The sequence below is a fragment of the Streptomyces sp. NPDC005070 genome, assembly GCF_053600395.1.
In genome coordinates this window covers 24,403-47,456 of sequence record NZ_JBSFZS010000029.1, presented here as the reverse complement: position 1 = coordinate 47,456, position 23,054 = coordinate 24,403, and the positions used below count along the sequence as shown (strand labels likewise).

Below are 23,054 nucleotides of genomic sequence, written 5' to 3'. Positions count from 1 at the left end.
CATTCTGCGAGGGGGACGGAAGGAGCGTGGCGCGGCCACCGGGTGGCCGTCGGCGGGGCCGAGCCGGACGGTTCGGCCGACGGGATCAGCGAAGCGGGCTCATGGCACCGGACCAGATGCCGTACGGCACGTCGGCGACGGGTGCGCCGGCGACCCCCTTGAGCGGCAGTGGTTCGAGGCTCTTGGTCAGGTCGATGCGGTACAGGACGACGGCCGTCGACACGGAGGCGTTCGAGCCCACGAACCAGGCGGACTTGTCGTCCAGCGTGGCGCCCCGCTTGCCGGCCACCTTCACCGAGAGGGGTGCGGCGCCCGGGTGGCCGATGCGGAAGGAGTCCGCGAGCGCGTCGGTGACCTGGCGGGCCACCTCGGCGCGCATCGCGCGGTGGGGCGCGGGCATGTCCAGCCGGACGCGGGAGCCGTTGCGGGTGATGCGCTTGACCGAGTACGGCTCGTAGTGCGTTCCGTCGGCGGCGAAGGTGGCGTAGGCGCTGGCCATGCGGATCGCGCTCGGGGTGGCGGCGCCGAGGGACATGCCCGGCACCTGCGGTCCGATGCTGGAGGACAGCAGGCCCGAGGCCTCCGCGGTCTCGCGCACCTTGTCCAGGCCGGCGTCCATGCCGAGCTGCATGAACGGGGTGTTCACGTTCTGGGCGAGCGCCGAACGCAGCGAGATCTGGCCGTAGTTCTTGTCGCCCTCGTTGTGGGCGGCGACCTTCTTGCCGCCGCGGTCCCAGTAGGGGCCCTCGGGTGTGCTGACCGGCACGCCGTTGTTGCCGTCGTACAGCGTCTCGGGGGTGACCGGTGTGGCCGCGCCCTCGCGGGTCTTGTGGACGCCGTTCTCCAGGGCGGCGGCGTAGACGAAGGGCAGGAAGGCCGAACCGGCGGGGACCGTGGTCGCGTTGGACTCGTTGTAGCCCTGCTTGCGGTGGTCGGGGCCGCCGTAGACGGCGAGGATCCGGCCGTCGTCGGCGATCGAGGCGGCGCCGTAGTGGGCGGCCTTCGCGTTGTCCGGGTCGTCCTTCACCGCCTGTTTGCGGGCCTTGGCCACGGTGTCGGTGAGCGCGGTCTCGCGCTTGCGGTCGAAGGTCGTGTAGATCTGGTAGCCGCCGAGGTCGAAGTCCCGGTCGGAGATGTGCCCGGCCTTCTTGGCGTACTGGGTCGCCAGCTCGACCAGGTAGTCGCTCTGCTTACCGGTGTCGTAGCTCCCGCTCTGCTTGATCGGCTCGGGGAACTTCGTGTACGTGGCCCGCTCGGCGGCCGAGAGCTTGCCGGTCTTGACCATGCGGTCGAGGATCCAGGACCAGCGTTCCACGGCGCGCTTGTGGTTGGCCGTGCTCAGGGTGGGGTCGTAGAGGCCCGCGCCCTTGAGGAGCGAGGCGAGGAACGCGCCCTCGCTGGCGTCGAGGTGGCTCACGTCCTTGCCGTAGTAGGCCTGCGAGGCCCGCTGGAGGCCGTAGGTGCCGCGTCCGAACCAGCTCGTGTTGAGGTATCCCTCGAGGATCTTGTCCTTGCTCATCTTGTTGTCGAGCTTGAGGGCGATCATGGCCTCGGTGAACTTGCGGGTCACCGAACGGTTCTGGGTCAGATAGACGTTCTTGACGTACTGCTGGGTGATGGTGGAACCGCCCTGGGTGTCCCCCTGGCCGACCGTCCTCACCAGGGCGCGGGCCAGGCCCTTGGCGGAGATGCCGGGGTCGCTGTAGAAGCTCTCGTTCTCCGCCGCGAGGACCGCCGAGCGCACGTCCTTCGGTATGTCCTTCAGCGGCATGTCCTGGCGTCGCACCCAGCCGGTACGGGCCATCGGCGTGCCGTCCGACCAGAAGTAGACATTGTCCTGCTGGGTGGCATATGTGTTCAGGTTCTGGGGTATGTCCGTTGCCGCGTAGGCAATGACGAGCAGCGAACCGCTCAGGCCTATGGACAGCGCGAAGGCGCCGAGCCACTGCCGCCAGGAGGGCAGCCAGCGCCGCAGTCCGGTCCGACCGGGGCGCGGATAGGCGGGTTTGAGGCGCCGCGCGTGCGGTTTGAGGCGTGCGGCCAGCCGGGCCGGCGCGGAGGGCTGCGAGGGCTTGCGACGGCTGCCGCGACCGCGCTGCGGTCCGGATGTGTCAGCCACGGCGCCCTCCCGCGCCCTGGCGGCCCAAAGACAGGGGATTCGAGGCATCGTTGCGATGCCATGTCCTGGTCACGACTGCGTCTCCCTCCGCACTCCGGATCTGCGCGCGCGGGTAGTTGCAGCGGCCGCTTTCGCGGCTGCGAGCCCCCCTCCCCGACCTTGCGGCTCGTCGCGGCCCTATTAAATTATCAGCGACCAATCCAATCCCTTCGATCAGCAACGAGACAAAAAAGCTCAGAGCTCAACGAGTTCCACTGGTTCACCCAGCGCGAGCAGCCGTAACTCCCACCCCGGAAGGCTTGTTCCGCCACGCGCGACGAGAGCCGCCGAGCCCTCCGAACGGCGGCCCGTTCCGGCTAACCTGTGCGCATGCCTCGCTACGAGTACCGCTGCCGGACCTGCGGCGACACCTTCGAACTGAGCCGTCCCATGGCAGAGTCGGCCGCTCCCGCGGCCTGCCCCGCCGGGCACGACGACACCGTCAAACTGCTGTCGGCGGTCGCCGTCGCACGGGGCGGTTCGGCGTCCGCGCCGGCGCCCGAGCCGCGTTCGAACGGCGGCGGAGGCGGTTGCTGCGGCGGCGGCTGCTGCGGCTGACCGCGGGGATTTCTTACCAACTCTTCAGTCTCGTCCCGAATCGGACCCCGGCGTATCGCGGCGGCATGGCATCCGTCACACCAACGGGACCACGCCGGGGGCAAGTTCGACACATCCCCCAAGCCGACCCGAACCGGACGCGTCACGGACCGGAGCCCGACGGAATCGCGACTCGACGGGAAAGCGCCGGAGTCGGGCAGTCCGGGCCGTCCCTTCCGAACGCGGTTCGGCATGCCGGTCAGAACGTCAGAACGACACCGGTCCCGGGCCGGGGGCACCAAGGGGCTGATCACCCCCGGCACACCCGTCAGCACGGGACCGGATCAGGAATCGGAATTACACATTCCGAAATTCGTTCAGAGCAGTCCCCGGCCGGCCTCGACGCAGGCACCCACGAACTCGCGCAGAATGCGCTCCCCCGCCAGGACACCCCGCTCCGGCAGCGCGGTGATCGCCGGTGCCGTCCAGTCCGCCTCGGCGAGTTCACCGTGCCCCGGACGCCAGCCGCGGTCGGCGGCGAGCAGCAGGTCGGCGTCGAGCAGCGAGTCACCGGCGGCGAGGGTGAGCGGGGCGCCGGTGCGGCGGGCGACCTCGCGCACGGCCGCGCTCTTGGTGAGCGGCCCGGGCACGGCGTAGATCTTGCGGCCCTGCAACGAGACCGTCCAGCCGCGGCTCTCCGCCCACACGGCCAGGTCCTTGACCCACTGCTCGGGCAGCAGTTCCCGCTCGACCACCAGATAGGCGAACAGGTCCTCGGCGATCCGGTGTTTGCGCACCCAGTGCGGGTCCGCGGTCGCCATCAGGTAATCCCGCACCTCGTCCAGCGGCGCGCACTCGGCGGCGAGCCGCTCCTTCACGGATGTGTGCCAGTCGAGGTCGGAGACACCGTCGACGAGCAGGTGTCCGCCGTTGGCGCAGATCGCGTACTCGGGCTCCGGTCCTGGCAGGTTGATGCGCTGGTACTGCTTGCGGGTGCGGGTCGTGGTCGGCACGAAGTGCGCGATGTCGCCGAGTTCGGTGAGCAGCCCGGCGGCCGTCTCCGTCATGTAGGAGAGGGGCTTGTTCTCGTGCACCTCGACGCTGAGCAGCCGGGGCGCGCGGGCGTCCGGCATGGTGAGCGCGAGCGCGGCGGCGGAGTAGATGAGTGTGCGGTCGAGGTCGCTGGCGACGAGCACCTTGGGCGTGGACATCAGAGGGTCACCGCCTTGCCGTCGGCACCGGTGGCGCCACGCGTGTACTTCGGGTGGATCAACCCCACACAGGTGTACGGGAGTTCGTCGACCTCCTCGACGGGCACCCCGCGCTGTCCGGCGAGCAGCCGGACGTGGTCGAGGTCGGCGCCCGCTCCGGCGCGCGCGAGGATCTTCCAGGGGACCCGGCGCAGCAGTACCCGGGTGGTCTCGCCGACGCCCGGCTTGACGAGGTTCACGTCGTGGATGCCGTACTCCTCGCTGATCCGTTCGACCGCCGCCCAGCCCTCCCAGGTGGGTTCGCGGTCGGCGGCGAGGAGTTCCTTGGCCCGGTCGCGGGCCGCCTCGGCGACGTCGGGGAAGTGGGCGGCGACGGCGTCCAGGAACGCGACGGAGACGTCGGAGCCGGCGAGCTCGCGGTAGAACTTCGCGCCGTGGAAGTCGTGTTCGCCGACCAGGTCGGAGCGCAGGACGGTGCGTGAGATCAGCCCGGAGACCGTCGAGTTGAGGCAGGCGGAGGGGATGAGGAAGTCCTCGCGGGTGCCGTACGTGCGCACGCAGGAGCCCGGGTCGGCGAGGACCGCTATCTCCGGGTCGAAGCCGGTGATGCCCTCGGCTTCCTCGAACTCCTCGATGGCGTCGGCGAGTTCGCGGGTGATGGCGCCCTTGCCGGTCCAGCCGTCGACGAAGACGACGTCGGCGGGGTCGTGGTGGGCGGCGAGCCAGCGCAGCGCGTTGGCGTCGATGCCGCGGCCGCGGACGATGGAGACGGCGTAGTGCGGCAGGTCGAGGCCGTGCTGGTGCCGGGCCCAGCGGCGCATCAGGACGCCGACGGGGGTGCCGGCGCGGGCCAGGGACACCAGGACGGGGCGCGGGGACCGGTCGGCGAGGACGAGTTCGGTCACGGCGCCGACGGCCTCGGCGATCCGGGCGGCGGAGGCGTCGAGGGCGGCGTGGAAGAGCTCCTGGTACTCGGCGCTCGGCTGGTACTCGACCGGCAGCGACTCGGCGTAGTGGGCGCCGCCGCTCTGGATGGCCTCCTCGCGCTCCTCGGTCGGCGCCTCCAGCGTCACGTCCGACAGGTCCTGCAGCAGCCAGCCGACCTCGTCGGGGGCGTACGAGGAGAAGGCGGGGCCGCGGAGGGGCTCGGGCAGCATGGAGGGCCTTTCGGTGGACGGCCGTGCGGGCGCGTACGAGGGCACGACGGCGAGCAGGACCTGCGGGGTGTGCGCCGCCAACTGTGCCAACAGGCCGTCGTCCGCGTGCAGTTCGGGGGTGTCGGCGGCGGAGTCGACGACCGCGACGACGGCGTCGAAGCCGGCGCCGGCGACGTTGTAGGCGTAGCGCTCGCCGGGGCCGTCGTCCGGGTCGTCGTGGGCCGGGAAGGCGATGCGGCTGCGGATGGCGTAGCCGGGGTCGTCGAGGGCGAGCACCGGGGAGCGGGTCGTGGTGGAGAAGTACACCTCGGCGGGGACGGACCGCTCCAGCTCGTGGGCCAGTCGCAGCGGCGCGTACATCAGTTCCTCGAAGCCGAGGACCAGGACGCGGCCCGCGCCGTCGGGCAGGGCGTCGGCGAGCCGTGCCGCCATGGCGGGGAGGGCCGCGTCCAGGCGTATTCGGTGTCCGGGGGTGAATCCGTGCCGTCCGCCGTCGGGGAGGCCGTGGGGCCAGCCGAGGTCGACGCGGACGGCCGGGCCGGTGTCCGGGGCGGCGGGGGTGCCGGACGCCGCCGTTTCGTGGCGGGCGACCAGGGCGGTCCCCTTGGCCAGGACGTCCTCGGGCAGGCGCACCGTGCCGGACGCGGCCGCGATCAGGTCCACGCGGGCGCCGATGTCGCCGGCGAACTTCTCGAAGCGCGCGTGGTCGGGGGCCGAGCGCATGTCGACGAGGGCCACGACGACGTACCGCTCGCGCGGGTAGCGCCGGTGCAGGTCGCGGATCGTGTTGAGGACGGTGTTGCCGGTGGAGAACTCGTCGTCGACGAGGACCAGCGGGCCGGAGCCGGCGAGCAGGCCCGGGTCCTCGGGCAGGAGGAGGTGCGAGGTGGCGTGCGAGTGGGACTCCTCGAAGCCGCCCGCCGGCCGGACTCCGCGGACCGGGCGGCGGGTGGAGTGGAGGTACGGGGCGACGCCGATCCCGTCCGCGACGGAGTGGCCGAGCCCGGTGGCCGTCTCGGCGTATCCGAGGACGACGGCCGTGCGGGCGTCCTCGGTGCCCAGCAGCTCGCGCACGCGCCGGCCCAGCTCGACGCCGTACGCGTGGACCACGGCCGGCGACTGCGGAACGTGCTTGCCGAGGACGTTCGAGACGAGCAGGTGGGCGCGCTTGGGGTTGCGGCGCAGCGCGAGCCCCAGCAGGCCGCTCAGCCCCTCGTCGCCGACGAGCTCGACGCCGAGCCGCTCGGCGACCCAGGTCCCGGTCCACACCGTGTCGTCCGCGGTGTCCGCGGGATCCCCGGAATCCCCGGGGTCCGCGGCGTCCGGGCCGTGGACGCCGTCCGGGCCGCTGCCGCCGTCGGGGTGGTTCGGGTCGTGCGCTGGGGTGTTCATCAGTTCCTTGCTGTCGGGGGTGCGCGTCGCTCGGCCGGACCGGCTCACGCCGGGAGTCCGGCGGTGAGCAGCTCGACGAAGCCGATGTCCTCGCGGGCGACCCCGAAGACCTCCGCGCGCAGCAGGGTGCGCTCGGCCCAGGCGCGATGCGGCTTCACCTCGTTCATTTTGTTCGTGTACGCCGATCTCAGTACACCCCCGCCGCCGCGCTCCGGCCTGAGGATGTCCTGGGCATCACTGAATTCCTCGTGGCTGACCACGGAGAGTGCGTGGACGGGCGTCACGTGCGAGGGGTGGATGCAGGTCTTGCCCATGAGGCCGTTGGCCTGGTCGAGGGCGATCTCGCGCAGCAGTCCGTCCATGGCGTGTTCGAGCAGCCTCTCGCGCAGTTCCTCCGCCTCGCCCGCCAGGAAGGGGCTGCGGCGGAGCTGCGGCTTGAACATGCGTTCCGGGACGCGGAAGTACTCCCAGACGGGCCCGGTGACGGTGAAGCCGCTGCCGTCGGCCCGCCCCAGCATGTTCACCACGTCGGCGATCACGGAGGCGACGACCTGGACGTCGTAGGCGGTCATGTCGGGGGCGCGGCGCAGCCCGTAGGAGGAGCAGAAGTCGGTCACGCCGAGGCGCAGCGCGAGCACCCGGTCGCGGTACTTGTCGACGGCGCGGAAGATGCCCTCCAGGGTCTCCACACGCGATTCGCGGTAGAGCAGCTCGGGCGACTCCAGGACGGGCATGGCGAAGAGCCGCCTGCCGCTCTCCGCCTCGGCGGCGGCGAGGGCCTCCAGGAAGGGTGTGCCGCGTTCCTCGGTGAACTTCGGCATCACGAAGCCGGACAGCAGCCGGACGGCGGGGCCGAGGCGCCGTACGAGGTCGGGGATCTGCTCGGGGAAACGGACGCGGACGAACAGCAGGGGCAGCTCGCCCGTGTCCGGGCGGGCCGCGAGGTCGGTGAACTGGCGGACCAGGTTCTCCTCGGCGCCCACGACCTCGGAGTCGTCGATCGAGTCCTCCAGGCACAGCACCATGGAGACGACACCGCGTGTGGCCTGCTTGACGATGTCGTCGGCGAGTGTCGGCCGGGTGGCCGGGCTGTAGAGCGTCGCGCCGAGGGCGGCGGCGAGCACTCTGGCCGGTGAGTCGGACGTGAAGACGCCGGGCTCCTGGTGGAAGAGCCGCTGCCGCTCCTCCGGGGTGACGTGACCGAAATGACGCATGGGACTCCCCCGCGGCGGCTAGGTGGCCGAATGTGATGTGGCCGGTAATAGTACGTACGCTTCCATGTCAGTGATTCCCACCGGGCGTGAAGTTCAGGTAACTCCACCATGTCCAACACCGGCCGGTTCCGGAACGACCCCACATTGTCGTGACCAGGACCGACAGGGCAGGATGACCGCATGACGCACGCGATGCTGAAAGGGTCGAACGTCCCGCTGGACGCCACAGCGGTGCGCGCCGTCCTGCGCTGGACACCCGGCCAGGATGTCCCCGATGTCGATGCCTCCGCGCTGCTCCTCGGCCCCGACGGTCGTGTGCGATCCGACGAGGACTTCGTCTTCTACAACCAGCCCCGCCATCCGTCGGGCAAGGTCTGGCGGCTCGGCAAGAAGCGCGGCGCCGAGGGCCTCACCGACACGATCCAGACGGATCTGACGGGTGTCGAGCCCGGCGTCGGACAGATTCTCCTGGTCGCATCGGCGGACGACGTCACCTTCGACCACGTACGCGATCTGCGCATTCTGCTGTATGACGCGGCCGTCGCGGACGGTGAACCTCTGGCGTACTTCGACATCAAGCCGGAGACCGGTGCGGAGACCGCGCTGATCTGCGGCGAGCTGTACCGGCGCGGTGACGGGTGGAAGTTCCGGGCGCTCGGTGAGGGCTACTCCAACGGTCTGGTGGGGCTCGCGACCGATTTCGGGATCTCGGTGGACGAGTCGGAGGCCGCCGCGGCGGCGGGGTCCGCGCCGGAGACGGCCGCCTGGGCCGCGCCCGCCGCGGCTCCCGAGACCTCTCAGCCGCTGCCGCCCGAGCACGCGGCCCCGGTCACGCAGCAGCCGGCCCCCGTCCCGCAGCAGCCCGCCTACGGCTATCCGGGGCCCGCCGCGGCGGCTTCGACCGGTCCGGCGTACGGCTACCCGCAGCCCGTCGGACGGCAGGAGGATCCTTCCGCCTACGGCTACCCGCAGCCGCAGAGCGCCCCGGCCACGCAGCCCGCGTACGGGTTCCCGCAGGCGGTGGGCGCGGGTGCCGACCCGGACTTCCGGCTGCCGCCGCAGGGGCCGCAGTTCCTCTCCCGCTGAGTCCGGCGGGGGCGGGCGCCGTGGGCCGGCCGTGCGGGAGCACCGCGGGCCGGCCGGGCAGGCCCTAACGGTCGGCCTTCGACTTGTAGCCGCGGCCCCACTGGAGCCCCCAGCCGTAGAGGCGGTCGAGTTCGGCCTGGAAGCCGTACACGAACCGGACCTCGCGGCGCACGGTCACCTCGCCCTTGTTGCACTCGATCATGACGACGGCGCAGGAGCGGGCCTGCGGATGGCGCTCCTCCAGGCCGATCTCGATGCGCGGGCCGTTGCTCGGATAGAGCGTGATGACGGCGTGCGTGCGGTCGAAGGCCGGGGTGCTGTCGTAGATGTAGACGAAGACCAGCAGGCGTTTGATGTCGTCGCGGTGGTCGAGGTTGACGTAGGCCGTCTCGCCCGAGCCGGAACCGAAGCGGTCGTCGCCGCTGAGCTTCACGAACGGCGGGGCGTTGAGTTCGCCGAAGAAGCTGCCGAGCGGCTGGACGACGCCCTTGGTGCCGTCCGTCAGCTCGTACATGACACCGAGGTCGAGGTCGACGTTGACCATGCTCTGGGTGTGCGCCTGCACCACTTCCGGCTTGAAGGTGCGGAAGGGATGGCGCAGCAGGCTGCCGCGCTGCGGTCCGCCGATGTCCGACGTGCGCATCCGCCAGGACAGGTTGATGCGGAGGTTGCCACTGGCCGCGCCCTGCCTGGTGAGCGAGACCGTGTGGTTGCGCTTGGTCATTTCGATGGAGTTGGAGGCCGCGCTGCCGGAGTCGAAGTCCGCCGAGCGGCCGCGCCACAGGTCCTGCCAGATGCCCATTCGGCCCCCCACGTGTCGGGTGTGCGGCGGGGCGGCCGCCGAGGACTCGTCCTCCACGACCGCCCCGCTCAGAGCGTTCCTCAACCGGCGGGGTGTCACACCCCGGACGAGACCTCAGCCTTCTCGTCCGAGGTCGGGCCTTTTCCCTCGGCCTCGGCGAGTGCCTTGTTGCGGCGCACCGAGGACAAGAAGGACCAGCCGATCAGGACGACGCCGACGAGGCCGGTGATGACCTCGTTGATCTCGTACTGGATGGTCACGAGGAGGATCCCGGCGAGGGCGCCGATGGCGTAGTGCGCGCCGTGCTCCAGGTAGACGTAGTCGTCGAGGGTGCCCTGGCGGACCAGGTAGACGGTGAGCGACCGGACGTACATGGCGCCGATACCGAGGCCGAGCGCCATCAGGACGATGTCGTTGGTGATGGCGAAGGCGCCGATGACGCCGTCGAAGGAGAAGGAGGCGTCCAGGACTTCCAGGTAGAGGAACATGAAGAACGCGGCCTGGCCGGCGAGGACGATGGCCGGCTTCTTCTTGCCGGTCCGCTCGGCCTCCTCCTCTTCCTCGTGTTCGCGCTCCTCCTCCTCTTCGAGCTTGTCCTCGAAGTAGCCGGAGAGACCGCCGACGATCATGTACGTGATCAGGCCCGCGATGCCGGAGATCAGCACGGTCTGCGCCTTGTCGACGTGTCCGCCGCCGTGCTGGTGGGCGTGGACCGCGAAGGTCATGGAGGTGATCAGCAGGACGATCAGGGCGATGCAGACCGACAGCATGTCGACCTTGCCGAGCTTGGCCAGCGGCCGCTCGATCCAGCGCAGCCACTGGATGTCCCGGTCCTCGAAGATGAAGTCGAGGAAGATCATGAGCAGGAACATGCCGCCGAACGCAGCGATCGACGGGTGTGCGTCGGTGACGAGCTGCTGGTACTGGTCCTTGTCGTTCAGCGCGAGATCGACCGCGTCGATCGGGCCGATCTTGGCGCTGATCGCGACGATCACGACGGGGAAGACCAGACGCATGCCGAAGACGGCGATCAGCACACCGACCGTGAGGAAGATCTTCTGCCAGAAGGCATTCATCTTCTTCAGGATTCCGGCGTTGACGACTGCGTTGTCGAAGGACAGCGAGATCTCCAGGACGGCCAGGATCGCCACGATGCCGAAGGCGGTCCACCCCCCGTAGACGGCCGCCGCGGCCAGACCGAGCGCGGTGATCGCGAACGACCAGCCGAAGGTTTTCAAAAGCACTGGCTACCCAATCATCGTGTGGTGGGGGCACCCCCAAGCGGTGGCTCAGGGAGTGCGCAACCCCCGTGCCGTACTCGGCTTTACCTACTGTTGACCACGAAGTCTAAGGGGCCGCCTTCGGCTGATACAGGTGGGTCTAGGAAACATTGACCCCGAAGTCGAGTGCGATGCCTCGCAGTCCCGACGCATATCCCTGACCGACGGCGCGGAACTTCCATTCCGCGTTGTAGCGGTAGACCTCGCCGAAGATCATCGCCGTTTCGGTGGAGGCGTCCTCGGAGAGGTCGTAGCGGGCGAGCTCCTGGCCGTCCGCCTGGTTGACGACCCGGATGTAGGCGTTGCCCACCTGGCCGAAGGTCTGGCCGCGGTTGTCCGCGTCGTGGATGGAGACCGGGAAGACGATCTTGTCCACGTTCACCGGAACCTTGGCGAGGTCGATCAGGATCGACTCGTCGTCGCCCTCGCCCTCGCCCGTGAGGTTGTCGCCGGTGTGCTCGACGGAGCCGTCCGGGCTCTTGAGCTGGTTGTAGAAGATGAACCATTCGTCCCCGAGCACACGGCCGCCGCTGCACAGCAGCGCGCTCGCGTCGAGGTCGAAGTCGGCTCCGGTGGTGGAGCGCGCGTCCCAGCCGAGCCCGATCATCACGTGTGTGAGGTTCGGTGCGGCCTTCGAGAGGGAGACATTGCCCCCCTTGGCGAGCGTGACGCCCATGATGCTGGTCCTCCCGAGGTGCGATCTTCTGTTGGTACGGCCGGTCCGGTGCCGCACCGAGGCGGTGCGGCACCGGACCGGGATGCCCGAGGGCCTGCGGACTCAGACGTTGACGCCGAAGTCCTGCGCGATGCCGCGCAGGCCCGAGGCGTAGCCCTGGCCGATGGCGCGGAACTTCCACTCGGCGCCGTTGCGGTAGAGCTCGCCGAAGACCATGGCGGTCTCCGTCGAGGCGTCCTCGGAGAGGTCGTACCGGGCGATCTCCGCGCCGCCCGCCTGGTTCACCACGCGGATGTACGCGTTGCGGACCTGGCCGAAGGACTGCTGGCGGTTCTCGGCGTCGTAGATCGAGACCGGGAACACGACCTTCTGGACGTCGGCCGGAACGGTGGCGAGGTTGACCTTGATCTCCTCGTCGTCGCCCTCGCCCTCGCCGGTGGTGTTGTCACCGGTGTGCTCGACCGAGCCGTCCGGGCTCTTCAGGTTGTTGAAGAACACGAAGTTCTGGTCGCTACTGACCTTGCCGTCCGCGTTCGTGAGGATGGCACTGGCATCGAGGTCGAAGTCCACGCCGGTGGTGGTCCGGGCGTCCCATCCCAGGCCGACGATGACCGCGGTCAGTCCCGGGGCCTCCTTCGACAGCGATACGTTGCCGCCCTTGCTGAGGCTGACTCCCACGAGTCCTCCCAATGGTGTCCAGGGGCGGGGAGCCCCGTAGGTGCGTTGGTATCGGATCAACGGTTCGATCCTAGTGACGGGTTCCCGTGCCTCGCAGGGCTTGGAACCGAAGAATCACAGGGTGTCGAGCGCCTTGACGTACTCGTTCAGGTCACGCGCGTCCGGCAGCGCGTTGACGACGGTCCAGCGGACGACGCCCTCCTTGTCGATGATGAACGTGCCGCGCACGGCGCAGCCCTTGTCCTCGTCGAAGACGCCGTACGCGCGCGAAGTGTTGCCGTGCGGCCAGAAGTCGGAGAGCAGCGGGTACTCCAGGCCCTCCTGCTCGGCGAAGACGCGCAGGGTGTGGATGGAGTCGTTGGAGACCGCGAGGAGCTGGGTGTCGCGGTCCGTGAACTGCGGCAGGTTGTCGCGCAGGGAGCACAGCTCGCCGGTGCACACGCCGGTGAAGGCGAAGGGGTAGAAGAGCAGCACGACGTTCTTCTCGCCACGGAAGTCGGACAGCCTCACGGTGGCGCCGTGGTTGTCCTTCAGCTCGAAGTCCGGGGCCTTGGTGCCGACCTCGACGGCCATAGTCACTCGCTTCCCTTCCAAGGGTCTGTTCGGGTGACGACCAGCGTACGCAGTGATCGGCTCGCGCCGGCGGCGCGGCCCCCGCCGGGTCCCCCGGGTGCCGGTTCCGGGCATGCGGGAGGCCCCCGCCGAGGTGGCTCGGCGGGGGCCTCACGAATGCTCTGCTTGCAGACGGGGCTGCAGCTCAGCGCTTCGACTTGGGGGTGGCCAGGCGGGTGCCCGACCACTCCTTGCCGACGGAGATGCTCTTCGTCTGGGAGAGGCCGGCTGTCTGTGCGGCATCACTGATGTCGCTGGGCTCGACGTAACCGTCCCTGCCGGTCTTCGGGGTCAGCAGCCAGATCTGGCCGCCGTCCTCAAGGAGACCGATGACGTCCACCAGTGCGTCCGTGAGATCGCCGTCCTCGTCCCGGAACCACAACAGCACCACATCGGCGACGTCGTCGTAGTCCTCGTCGACCAGATCCTGGCCGATCAGCGATTCGATGCCTTCACGGAGCTCGTGGTCAACGTCGTCGTCGAAGCCGATCTCCTGGACCACCTGTCCGGGCTCGAACCCCAGCCTGGCGGCCGGGTTGGTCCGCTCCTCCGCGTGGTCCGCGGTCGCGCTCACGGCTTGCCTCCTGATCATGTTTCGGAATGGGGGTCTCCCTCTGCTCGTCCAGAGCGGGGGGATCTCAGCCACGCGCGTACGCGAAGCGTTGGCCGTAGTCCACACGGGCGGAGCGGATCGCGCAAGTACCCGGCCGCCGAGACCGCCGAAACGGTGACGATCCTGGCAGTGCCGACGCAACTCCCGACGGGCCATCATGACGCCACGTGACGGGCACCACACACTTCTGCCCCATTTATTCCCTTCGGAACCCTCGGTGCGTGCGAAAGCCGAACGGCTTTGCGGAACGCGTCACTCCCTGAGCGTATCGTTACGTTTTGGTCGAGACCGTCCCAACGGTCCGCACGAGCGTCTCGGTTACCCCCTGGTAGAGATGACGTAGGCGTTCGCGGGGTACACGATGGGGATCGGTGCAGATGCAGGGAAAACCCACGAAGACAGCCCTCTGACAGCGAAGGAACAGCGTGGCTTCCGGATCCGATCGCAACCCGATCATCATTGGCGGCCTTCCCAGCCAGGTCCCGGACTTCGACCCTGAGGAGACTCAGGAGTGGCTCGACTCCCTCGACGCCGCCGTCGACGAGCGCGGCCGCGAGCGAGCCCGCTATCTGATGCTGCGGCTGATCGAACGAGCCCGCGAGAAGCGCGTGGCCGTGCCCGAGATGCGCAGCACGGACTACGTCAACACGATCGCGACCAAGGACGAGCCGTTCTTCCCGGGCAACGAGGAGATCGAGCGCAAGGTCCTCAACGCGACCCGCTGGAACGCCGCCGTGATGGTCTCCAGGGCGCAGCGCCCCGGCATCGGCGTGGGCGGCCACATCGCGACCTTCGCCTCCTCCGCCTCGCTCTACGACGTCGGCTTCAACCACTTCTTCCGCGGCAAGGACGAGGGCGACGGCGGCGACCAGATCTTCTTCCAGGGGCACGCCTCCCCCGGCATCTACGCCCGCGCGTTCCTTCTCGACCGGCTCTCCGGGCAGCAGCTCGACGCGTTCCGCCAGGAGAAGTCGAAGGCGCCCCACGGACTGTCCTCGTACCCGCACCCGCGGCTGATGCCGGACTTCTGGGAGTTCCCGACCGTGTCGATGGGCCTCGGCCCGCTCGGCGCGATCTTCCAGGCGCGGATGAACCGCTACATGGAGGCGCGCGGTATCGCGGACACCTCCAAGTCCCACGTCTGGGCGTTCCTCGGCGACGGCGAGATGGACGAGCCGGAGTCGCTGGGCCAGCTCTCGATCGCCGCACGCGAGGGCCTGGACAACCTGACGTTCGTCGTGAACTGCAACCTCCAGCGCCTGGACGGCCCGGTGCGCGGCAACGGCAAGATCATCCAGGAGCTGGAGTCGCAGTTCCGGGGCGCCGGCTGGAACGTCATCAAGCTGGTCTGGGACCGCACCTGGGACCCGCTGCTCGCGCAGGACCGCGACGGGGTGCTCGTCAACCGGCTGAACACCACCCCGGACGGCCAGTTCCAGACGTACGCCACGGAGACGGGCGCGTACATCCGCGACCACTTCTTCGGTGACGACCACCGGCTGCGCGCGATGGTCGAGAACATGAGCGACGACCAGATCCTGCACCTGGGGCGCGGCGGTCACGACCACAAGAAGATCTTCGCGGCGTTCTCGGCGGCCAAGGCGCACGCGGGCCAGCCGACGGTGATCCTGGCGCAGACGGTCAAGGGCTGGACGCTCGGCCCGAACTTCGAGGGCCGCAACGCCACGCACCAGATGAAGAAGCTGACGGTCGCCGACCTCAAGGGCTTCCGCGACCGGCTGCACCTGCCGATCTCCGACAAGGAGCTGGAGGACGGCGCGCCGCCGTACTACCACCCGGGCCGGAACTCGGAGGAGATCCAGTACATGCACGACCGCCGCAAGGGCCTCGGCGGTTACGTGCCGACGCGCGTCGTGCGGTCGAAGCCCCTGGTCCTGCCCGAGGACAAGACGTACGCGAGCGTGAAGAAGGGCTCGGGTCAGCAGTCCATCGCCACGACCATGGCGTTCGTGCGGCTGCTCAAGGACCTCATGCGGGACAAGGAGATCGGCAAGCGGTTCGTGCTGATCGCGCCCGACGAGTACCGCACGTTCGGCATGGACTCGTTCTTCCCGAGCGCGAAGATCTACAACCCGCTCGGCCAGCAGTACGAGTCGGTGGACCGCGAACTGCTCCTCGCCTACAAGGAGTCGCCGACCGGCCAGATGCTGCACGACGGCATCTCGGAGGCGGGCTGCACGGCCTCGCTGATCGCCGCGGGCTCGGCGTACGCCACGCACGGCGAGCCGCTCATCCCGGTCTACGTCTTCTACTCGATGTTCGGTTTCCAGCGCACGGGTGACCAGTTCTGGCAGATGGCCGACCAGTTGGCGCGTGGTTTCGTCCTGGGCGCGACCGCCGGGCGGACGACGCTGACCGGTGAGGGCCTCCAGCACGCGGACGGCCACTCGCAGCTTCTCGCCTCGACGAACCCCGGCTGTGTCTCCTACGACCCGGCGTTCGGCTTCGAGATCGCGCACATCGTCCAGGACGGTCTGCGCCGCATGTACGGCTCGTCCGAGGAGTACCCGCACGGCGAGGACGTCTTCTACTACCTCACCGTCTACAACGAGCCGCTCCAGCACCCGGCCGAGCCGGAGAACGTGGACGCCGAGGGCATCCTGAAGGGCCTCTACCGCTTCAGCGAGGGCACCTCGGGCACCATCCCCGCGCAGATCATGGCGTCCGGCATCGGCGTCACCTGGGCGATGGAGGCGCAGCGGATCCTCGCCGAGGAGTGGAACGTGAGGGCCGACGTCTGGTCGGCGACCTCCTGGAACGAACTGCGGCGCGAGGCGGTCGACGTCGAGCGGCACAACCTCCTGCACCCCGAGGAGGAGCAGCGCGTCCCGTACGTGACGCGGAAGCTGTCCTCCGCCCAAGGCCCGTTCGTGGCCGTCTCCGACTGGATGCGATCGGTTCCCGACCAGATCGCCCGATGGGTGCCGGGCACCTACCAGTCCCTCGGCGCGGACGGCTTCGGCTTCGCGGACACGCGCGGCGCGGCCCGGCGCTTCTTCCACATCGACGCGCAGTCGATCGTGGTCGCCGTGCTGACCGAGCTGGCCCGCGAGGGCAAGGTGGACCGGTCGGTGCTGAAGCAGGCGGTCGACCGCTACCAGCTTCTCGACGTGCGGGCGGCCGACCCGGGCGCGGCGGGCGGCGACGCGTAGGGCGGGACGGCCGACAGGTCGGGTGAGGGGCGGCGAGCCGTGGGCCCGCCGCCCCTCACCCGTTTTCTTTCTACGATGCGGGCATGAACGAAGAATCGGCGCAGGCCCGTTGGGAGCTGCGCACGCAGCGGCCCCTGCTCGTCCTCGCGGTGGCGTTCGCCCTCGCCTACGCCGTGCCGATCGTGGACAGCGACGCCGGCCGCAGCGTCACGTTCACCTGCACGGTCGTGGAGTGGGCGGTGTGGGGGGCCTTCGCGGCCGACTACCTCGTGCGGCTCGTTCTCGCCCCGCAACGGCGGGCGTTCGTCCGCGGCCACTGGATGGATCTGTGCGCCGTGATCCTGCCGATCCTGCAGCCGCTGCGGCTGCTGCGGCTGGTCTCCACGCTGACGCTGGTCGGGCGGCGCGCCCGGATGGCCTCCCAGATACGGCTGACGACGTACGTCGGGGGCGCGGTCGTCGGGCTGCTGATGTTCGGCTCGCTGGCCGTGCTGTCGGTGGAGCGGGACTCGCCGAACGGGAACATCAAGACGCTGGGTGACGCGGTGTGGTGGTCGTTCACGACGATGACGACCGTCGGGTACGGCGATCACGCCCCGACGACGGGGATGGGCCGTGTCCTCGCGGTCGGCCTGATGCTCTCCGGGATCGCGCTCCTCGGTGTGGTCACCGCGAACATCGCCGCCTGGTTCATCTCGCGGTTCGAGAAGGACGACGTGGAGGAGCGGCGGCAGACCGCGGCGATCGAGGCGCTCACGGCCGAGGTGCGGGCGCTGCGGGCCGAGGTCACCGCCCTGACCGGCGGCCCGGGAATCCTGGCGCATCCCTTGGCGGCGGCGGGGTCGGAGGAACACTCCCCCACGTAGCCGGACGGCCGCCCTCGTGGCCGGGGACGCGGGACCGCCACGCGGTCCGGGGCGTGGCACCGCCCGTAGGAGACGGTGGGCCCGCTCGCACGCGTCGTCGGGGCCGCCCGTACGAGCCGGTGGGCCCGCGTGCCGCTCGGGCGGCGCGCGGGCCCGTATCCGGTTCGGTCCCCGCCGGCGTCAGAGCAGGCCGTTGCCCGCTCCGCCGGCCAGCCAGATGACCGCCAGGAGTGTGTCGATCGCTCCCAGCACCAGGGCGATCAGCGCCGGCACCGGCCCCGAGCCGGTCCAGCGGCGGCCCATCGCGAGCCATCCGCAGACCATCGCGGCCGGCCCGAGGACGATCCCCAGGGTGAAGAAGCCGGCCACCGCGCACACGGTGCCGACGATGCCCAGGGTCGCGCTGTCCGGCCCGGTCCGTGATCCTGTACGGCCACGTGAACGGGGGTACCTGCGCGTACCGTTTCCGAAGCCCGCCATCATCAACTCCTGAACTCCCGTGACCTGTCGGTCGGTTCGGGTCGATGGTCCGGGTACCCCCGTTTCGCTCCGGCAGACCCGCCCGGGCCCGGGCGGGTCTGCCGGAGGCGAGAGAGTCAGATGTGACCGACGCCCGCGCCCGCATCCGCGTTCTCGCCGCGCTTGGTGAGCAGCGCGACGAAGACGGCCACGACGGCGACGACGGCGGCGACGAGGCACGCGAGACTCATGCCGGAGATGAACGTGTCGTGCGCGACCACCGAGATCTTCGCCGCGATGGCCTCCGGCGTGCCCTTGGCCACCGGCGCCAAGCCCTGCTGCACGGACTGCGAGGCCAGTGCCTGCTGTGCGTCGGTGAGCTTGGGCAGACCGGCCCCGGCCCAGTTGCCCGCGAGGTCGTTGTCGACCTTCGACGCCATCACGGCGCCGAGCACGGCCGTACCGAGGCTGCCGCCGATCTGCATGGCGGCCTGCTGGAGACCGCCGGCGACACCGGAGAGCTCCATCGGGGCGTTGCCGACGATGACCTCGGTGGCGCCGACCATGACCGGAGCGAGGCCGAAGCCGAGCAGGGCGAACCAGATGGACATCAGGCCGCTGGAGGTGTCGGCCTCCAGGGTCGACATGCCGTACATGGCGATCGCGGTGGCCGCCATGCCGCCCGCGAGGGGGATGCGCGGGCCGAGCTTGGTGATGGCCAGACCCGCGAGCGGGGAGCCGACGATCATCATGCCGGTGAGCGGCAGCAGGTGCAGGCCCGCGTCGACCGGGCTCATGCCGTGCACATTCTGGAGGTAGAACGTCACGAAGAACAGGCCGCCCATGAACGCGATGGCCATGAGCACCATCAGCACCACACCCGCCGAGAGCGGGACGGAGCGGAAGAGGCCGAGCGGGATCAGCGGCTCCTTGACGCGCTTCTCCCACAGGGCGAAGAGCACGAAGCCGAGGACCGAGGCGCCGAGGAAGGACCAGGTCTTGACGTCGCCCCAGCCCCAGGCCGGGGCCTTGATGAGGGCCCAGACCAGGCAGAACATGGCGCCGGAGAGCAGCGCGATGCCGGGCAGGTCGAAGGAGCGCGGGGCGTTCTCGGCGCGGTGGTCCTTCAGGATCAGCACACCGAGGACGAGCGCGATGGCGCCGACGGGCACGTTGATGAAGAACACCGACTGCCAGCTCACGTGCTGGACGAGCAGACCGCCGAGGATCGGGCCGCCCGCGGTGGAGGCGCCGATGACCATGCCCCAGATGCCGATCGCCATGTTCAGCTTCTCGGCCGGGAAGGTCGCGCGGAGCAGGCCGAGGGCGGCCGGCATGAGCAGCGCGCCGAACAGACCCTGGAAGACGCGGAAGGTGACCACGAAGGCGATGCTGTGCGACAGGCCGATCGCGCCGGACGCGGCGGCGAAGCCGGTCACGCCGATCAGGAAGGTCTGGCGGTGGCCGAAGCGGTCGCCGAGCTTGCCCGCGGTGATGAGGGAGACCGCGAGGGCGAGGAAGTAGGCGTTGGTGATCCACTGGACGTCGGCGAAGGTCGCGCCGAGGTCCTTGGCGATCGCCGGGTTGGCGATGGCGACGATGGTGCCGTCCAGGGCCACCATCATGACCCCGACGGCCACGGTGATGAGGGTGAACCACGGATGGCCGCGCAGGCCCGTGGACGGGGCCTGGTCCAACGGCGGGACCGGAGTCTTGTCCTCCGGGCCCGTCTTGTCGATGGTGGTCTGACTAGTCATTTTTCGAGGCTAGTGACAGTCGCTGACAATTGACAAACCGATTCACAAGTCGGTAACTGTCACGTCACTCACGGATAGGCTGAACTGGGCGAACAGTTCGGTTGGGAGAGAACGCGACACCATGACGGAGACGGTGGACACGGCCGGCACGGCCGGGACTGCGGACACGGCTGACGCGGCCGGGACGGCGGACACGCCGGGCACGGCCGGGACTGCGGACACGGCTGACGCGGCCGGGACGGCGGAGCGGACCGAGCCGGTGGACGGGGCGGAGCCGGTGGCGCCGCGCCCCGGGCTGCGGGAGCGCAAGAAGCAGCGCACCCGGGACGCGCTGCTGCGGGCCGCCCTCGAACTGTTCACCACCCAGGGTTACGAGCGGACCACGGTCGACGAGATCGCCGAGGCCGTCGACGTCTCCCAGCGCACCTTCTTCCGCTACTTCGCGGGCAAGGAGGACGCGGCCCTGTTCCTCCAGCGGCTCTCGGAGTCGCATTTCATCGCGGCGGTGCGCGAACGGCCACTCCACGAGGCGCCGTTGGAGGCACTGCGCCGCGCCGTGCTGGAGAGCTGGGACACCATCGGCGAGGCGATCGAGGAGGTGGTGCCCATCGAACTGCACATGCGCACCTACCAATTGATCGAATCGACTCCCGCGCTGCTCGCGGTGCATCTGCGCCGCTCGGAGGAGATCGAGGAGGAGATCGCGCGGCTCATCGCCGAGCGCGAGGGCCTCGACGTGGACACGGACCCGCGCCCGCGTATCGCGGTCGCGGTGTTCGGCGGGGTGATGCGGGTCACGGGCCGGCGGTGGGGGGCGGGCGAGGACACCAGCGTCGAGGCGATCCGCGAGCTGACCGCGGCCTATCTCGACCATGTGGGGCCCGCGTTGGCGGAGAAGTGGGGCCCCGCGCCGCGGTGAGGCCCGTCTACGTGATCCGGCGCCCTTCGCCTCCGTCGATCGGCGCACGCCCGCGTACGGAAACCTCGCGCAACCCGCGCTCGTTGTCCGGGTGACACCCGCGCGCGATGCGCCGTGAGAGCCTCCGGGCCTTCACAACACCCCCGTACGGAGCGTCACATATCGCACACACATAGCAGAAAAGCGCGTACACAGTGTCACCATTTAACTCAAACTGAACCCGGTTTGCCCCAATCACCCCATCAGAAACGTGATCCCAGTCACTCGTTTAACGGGAGACTCTTCACTTCTCCTAGGGTGTCCTCTCAGTGACTTCCTTCGACACCACCCCCCAACTCAACGTCTGGCGCGCTCTGCTCGCGCTGGCCGTGGTGTTCGTGATGCTGGCCACCAGTGGCTGGACCGCGCTCCACAGCCATCGGGCAGCCTCTCCGCTCCAGTCGTCCCGCTCCGCATGGGAGCGCGGCAGCATGGCCGGGCACAAGCTGCCCGACCCGGACTCCGCTCCGGGAGTGCTGACGCATTTCTTCACCACGCTCGACACGCAGCAGCGCTCGGAGCTCGCGCACCGCTACCCGCTCGCGGTCGGCAACATGAACGGGGCGCCGGTGACCCTGCGCTACGCGGCGAACCGTCTCGCGCTCAAGCACGAGCGCACGGTCGAGCGCCGGCGCATGCACGACAACCGGCTGTCCTCGGTCGGCCAGTACGACGCGGGCCGCCGCATGCACCGCTACGAAGCGCTGCTGCACAAGGGCCGCAAGATCCTCGCCTTCGACCCCAACGGCTCGGGCCGCGTCGCCGAGGTCTTCGGCGACCTCGACAAGGCGAGCCGTGTCTCGGTCGTGGTCCCCGGTGTCGACACCGACCTGCTCACCTTCCAGCGCACGTACAAGCACTACTCGGCGCCGGTCGGCATGGCGGGTTCGCTGTACGAGGCGGAGCGCGCGGCGGACCCCGGCACGCGTACCGCCGTGATCGCGTGGGCCGACTACACGACGCCCAGCGGACTGGGCATCGACTCGGCCACCGCCATGCGGGCCGAGGACGGCGCGGTACGGCTGAACGCGCTGCTGCGGGCACTGCCGGGCAGCTCCGAGGTGGCGCTGTACTGCCACAGCTACGGCTCGGTGCTGTGCGGGGTGGCCGCCTCGTCGCTGCCCGCCCGGGTCTCCGACATTGCGGTGGCGGGCAGCCCCGGCATGCGGGCGGCGAAGGCGGCGAACCTGCACACCACCGCCCGGGTCTGGGCGATGCGCGACGCGGACGACTGGATCCAGGACGTGCCGCACATGGAGGTCGGCGGCCTCGGGCACGGCGCGGACCCGGTGTCCAAGGGGTTCGGGGCGCGCGTGCTGTCGGCCGAGGGGGCGAAGGGGCACGCCGGCTACTTCGAGCCGGGTACGGAGAGTCTCCGCAACTTCGCGGAGATCGGGATCGGTGCGTACCGCGCTGTCAGTTGCGCGCGTGATGATGACGCCTGCCGGACGGGTTTGTCCGCCGGTACGTCGGCCTGACGCGCGTAGAGGACGAAAAACTGCGGTCGGCCCAGAGAGGCGACGGAGGCTTGCGTGCCGCATACGATGGCCCGCATGGGTGACGTACTGGCCGGATTTCATGCCGCCTGGGAGTTCGAGTCCGACTCCGTGCTCATCCGCTTCGAACGGGGGATCCGCACACCGAAGCTGTTCCAGGCGCTCGGTGAACGCCGTATCCCCCTGGAGGCGATCGCGGCGGTGACGCTGACGCCCGGGAAGCGAGGCACGGTCGTTCTGCGTGCGGTGCCGAGGCCCGGCGCCGATCCGCTGATGGAAGCGGCCGCGGGACAGCTCAAGGAGGGGTGCGACCCCTATCGGCTGGTGCTGCCCGCCGATCGCGAGACGCTCGCCGAGTACTACGCGGACGAGCTGCGCGGACAGCTCACCACCGACGAGGAGCCGGCCGAGCGCTTTCTCGTGAAGCCGCCCGAGGGGCCGCTGACCTTCAAGGCCTACGACGGGAAGGCCACCTTCGACGGCAAGACGGTGTCCTTCCGGTGGTTCTGGACGGGCGCGTCCTCGGCGAAGTGGAAGGCCGGCGACCAGACCTTCCCCCTCTCCTCGCTGTGCGGGGTCGAGTGGCGCTCCCCCGAGGTGTTCGAGGGGCATCTGCGGCTGCTGCGGCGGGAGCCCGCCCCGGCGCATCCCGCGCAGGCGGACCAGGACCCGGCGGCGGTCGTCTTCGGGCTCGGGTACGGGCCCGTCCACGAGTCGCTGCCGTTCGCGGCGGCCGTGCTCGCCGCCACGCGCTCCGCGAGTCCCGCTCCGGTGAGCGCGGTCCCGGCGCCGCACCGCGACCCGGCCGACATCGCCGACCGGATCCGGCATCTCGGGGAGCTCCACGAGGCGGGGCTCGTCACGGACGAGGAGTTCTCCGTGAAGAAGGCGGAACTGCTCGCCCAGCTCTGAAGGTCCGGCACTCCGGA

At 69.8% G+C, this 23,054-nt stretch carries 19 protein-coding genes; 7 read left to right on the top strand and 12 right to left on the bottom strand.

The window, feature by feature from the left end; genetic code table 11:
* Nucleotides 1–85 precede the first annotated feature (85 nt).
* The gene (locus ACWEBX_RS12930; RefSeq protein ID WP_451884907.1) at nucleotides 86–2,167 is read right to left on the bottom strand and encodes a transglycosylase domain-containing protein; all 2,082 of its coding nucleotides are present in this window, start codon (nucleotides 2,165–2,167) and stop codon (nucleotides 86–88) included.
* A 321-nt stretch (nucleotides 2,168–2,488) separates the two neighbouring features.
* Here ACWEBX_RS12930 and ACWEBX_RS12925 point away from each other — a divergent pair, with 321 nt between their 5' ends.
* Complete coding sequence (locus ACWEBX_RS12925) at nucleotides 2,489–2,716, top strand: FmdB family zinc ribbon protein (protein ID WP_451884906.1); 228 nt, start codon at nucleotides 2,489–2,491, stop codon at nucleotides 2,714–2,716.
* Between the two features lie 356 nt (nucleotides 2,717–3,072).
* Here ACWEBX_RS12925 and ACWEBX_RS12920 read toward each other — a convergent pair whose 3' ends face one another.
* From ACWEBX_RS12920 to ACWEBX_RS12910, 3 genes are read right to left on the bottom strand one after another with little or no spacing between them, the layout of a single operon-like run.
* Nucleotides 3,073–3,906 (bottom strand): HAD family hydrolase, encoded by an 834-nt coding sequence (locus tag ACWEBX_RS12920; protein WP_451884905.1) that lies wholly within the window; start codon nucleotides 3,904–3,906, stop codon nucleotides 3,073–3,075.
* Nucleotides 3,906–6,455: a phosphoribosyltransferase gene (locus ACWEBX_RS12915; protein WP_451884904.1), complete on the bottom strand. Its 2,550-nt coding sequence runs from the start codon at nucleotides 6,453–6,455 to the stop codon at nucleotides 3,906–3,908. The genes ACWEBX_RS12920 and ACWEBX_RS12915 overlap by 1 nt, the downstream gene beginning before the upstream one ends.
* A gap of 44 nt (nucleotides 6,456–6,499) precedes the next feature.
* Entirely contained in the window at nucleotides 6,500–7,669 is a 1,170-nt protein-coding gene (locus tag ACWEBX_RS12910) for an HpcH/HpaI aldolase/citrate lyase family protein (RefSeq protein WP_451884903.1), read from the bottom strand.
* Between the two features lie 180 nt (nucleotides 7,670–7,849).
* Here ACWEBX_RS12910 and ACWEBX_RS12905 point away from each other — a divergent pair, with 180 nt between their 5' ends.
* Nucleotides 7,850–8,755 (top strand): TerD family protein, encoded by a 906-nt coding sequence (locus ACWEBX_RS12905; RefSeq protein WP_451884902.1) that lies wholly within the window; start codon nucleotides 7,850–7,852, stop codon nucleotides 8,753–8,755.
* A 64-nt stretch (nucleotides 8,756–8,819) separates the two neighbouring features.
* On the opposite strand, the gene ACWEBX_RS12900 is transcribed toward ACWEBX_RS12905, so the two are convergent.
* From ACWEBX_RS12900 to ACWEBX_RS12875, 6 genes are all read right to left on the bottom strand, one after another.
* On the bottom strand, nucleotides 8,820–9,557 hold the full coding sequence (locus ACWEBX_RS12900; RefSeq protein ID WP_384798630.1) for a TerD family protein: 738 nt from the start codon (nucleotides 9,555–9,557) through the stop codon (nucleotides 8,820–8,822).
* Nucleotides 9,558–9,652: 95 nt separating this feature from the next.
* A complete protein-coding gene (locus tag ACWEBX_RS12895; protein ID WP_451884901.1) occupies nucleotides 9,653–10,801 on the bottom strand; it encodes a DUF475 domain-containing protein in 1,149 nt (382 codons plus the stop codon).
* Nucleotides 10,802–10,937: 136 nt separating this feature from the next.
* Complete coding sequence (locus tag ACWEBX_RS12890) at nucleotides 10,938–11,513, bottom strand: TerD family protein (protein WP_451884900.1); 576 nt, start codon at nucleotides 11,511–11,513, stop codon at nucleotides 10,938–10,940.
* Nucleotides 11,514–11,615: 102 nt separating this feature from the next.
* Nucleotides 11,616–12,191 carry a TerD family protein gene (locus ACWEBX_RS12885; protein WP_386984399.1) on the bottom strand — a complete coding sequence of 192 codons (576 nt, stop codon included), beginning with the start codon at nucleotides 12,189–12,191 and terminating at the stop codon, nucleotides 11,616–11,618.
* A 114-nt stretch (nucleotides 12,192–12,305) separates the two neighbouring features.
* Nucleotides 12,306–12,764 (bottom strand): peroxiredoxin, encoded by a 459-nt coding sequence (locus ACWEBX_RS12880; protein WP_355776282.1) that lies wholly within the window; start codon nucleotides 12,762–12,764, stop codon nucleotides 12,306–12,308.
* Nucleotides 12,765–12,948: 184 nt separating this feature from the next.
* Nucleotides 12,949–13,377 (bottom strand): DUF3052 domain-containing protein, encoded by a 429-nt coding sequence (locus ACWEBX_RS12875; protein ID WP_326788028.1) that lies wholly within the window; start codon nucleotides 13,375–13,377, stop codon nucleotides 12,949–12,951.
* A 464-nt stretch (nucleotides 13,378–13,841) separates the two neighbouring features.
* Here ACWEBX_RS12875 and aceE point away from each other — a divergent pair, with 464 nt between their 5' ends.
* Entirely contained in the window at nucleotides 13,842–16,589 is a 2,748-nt protein-coding gene (gene aceE / locus ACWEBX_RS12870) for a pyruvate dehydrogenase (acetyl-transferring), homodimeric type (protein WP_451884899.1), read from the top strand.
* Nucleotides 16,590–16,672: 83 nt separating this feature from the next.
* Nucleotides 16,673–17,455 carry a potassium channel family protein gene (locus ACWEBX_RS12865; RefSeq protein ID WP_451884898.1) on the top strand — a complete coding sequence of 261 codons (783 nt, stop codon included), beginning with the start codon at nucleotides 16,673–16,675 and terminating at the stop codon, nucleotides 17,453–17,455.
* Between the two features lie 180 nt (nucleotides 17,456–17,635).
* Here the strand turns inward: ACWEBX_RS12865 and ACWEBX_RS12860 are convergent, their stop codons facing one another.
* Together ACWEBX_RS12860 and ACWEBX_RS12855 are read right to left on the bottom strand one after the other, a co-directional pair.
* Nucleotides 17,636–17,938 carry a small hydrophobic protein gene (locus ACWEBX_RS12860; protein ID WP_451884897.1) on the bottom strand — a complete coding sequence of 101 codons (303 nt, stop codon included), beginning with the start codon at nucleotides 17,936–17,938 and terminating at the stop codon, nucleotides 17,636–17,638.
* Between the two features lie 113 nt (nucleotides 17,939–18,051).
* The gene (locus ACWEBX_RS12855) at nucleotides 18,052–19,671 is read right to left on the bottom strand and encodes an MFS transporter (protein ID WP_451884896.1); all 1,620 of its coding nucleotides are present in this window, start codon (nucleotides 19,669–19,671) and stop codon (nucleotides 18,052–18,054) included.
* A 259-nt stretch (nucleotides 19,672–19,930) separates the two neighbouring features.
* On the opposite strand from ACWEBX_RS12855, the gene ACWEBX_RS12850 reads away from it, so the two are divergent.
* The 3 genes from ACWEBX_RS12850 to ACWEBX_RS12840 all read left to right on the top strand — a co-directional run bounded on the left by ACWEBX_RS12850 (nucleotide 19,931) and on the right by ACWEBX_RS12840 (nucleotide 23,037).
* Complete coding sequence (locus ACWEBX_RS12850; RefSeq protein ID WP_451884936.1) at nucleotides 19,931–20,590, top strand: TetR family transcriptional regulator; 660 nt, start codon at nucleotides 19,931–19,933, stop codon at nucleotides 20,588–20,590.
* 308 nt (nucleotides 20,591–20,898) lie between these two features.
* The gene (locus ACWEBX_RS12845; protein WP_451884895.1) at nucleotides 20,899–22,107 is read left to right on the top strand and encodes an alpha/beta hydrolase; all 1,209 of its coding nucleotides are present in this window, start codon (nucleotides 20,899–20,901) and stop codon (nucleotides 22,105–22,107) included.
* Between the two features lie 66 nt (nucleotides 22,108–22,173).
* Entirely contained in the window at nucleotides 22,174–23,037 is an 864-nt protein-coding gene (locus ACWEBX_RS12840) for a DUF4429 domain-containing protein (protein WP_451884935.1), read from the top strand.
* The last annotated feature ends 17 nt before the right edge of the window (nucleotides 23,038–23,054 follow it).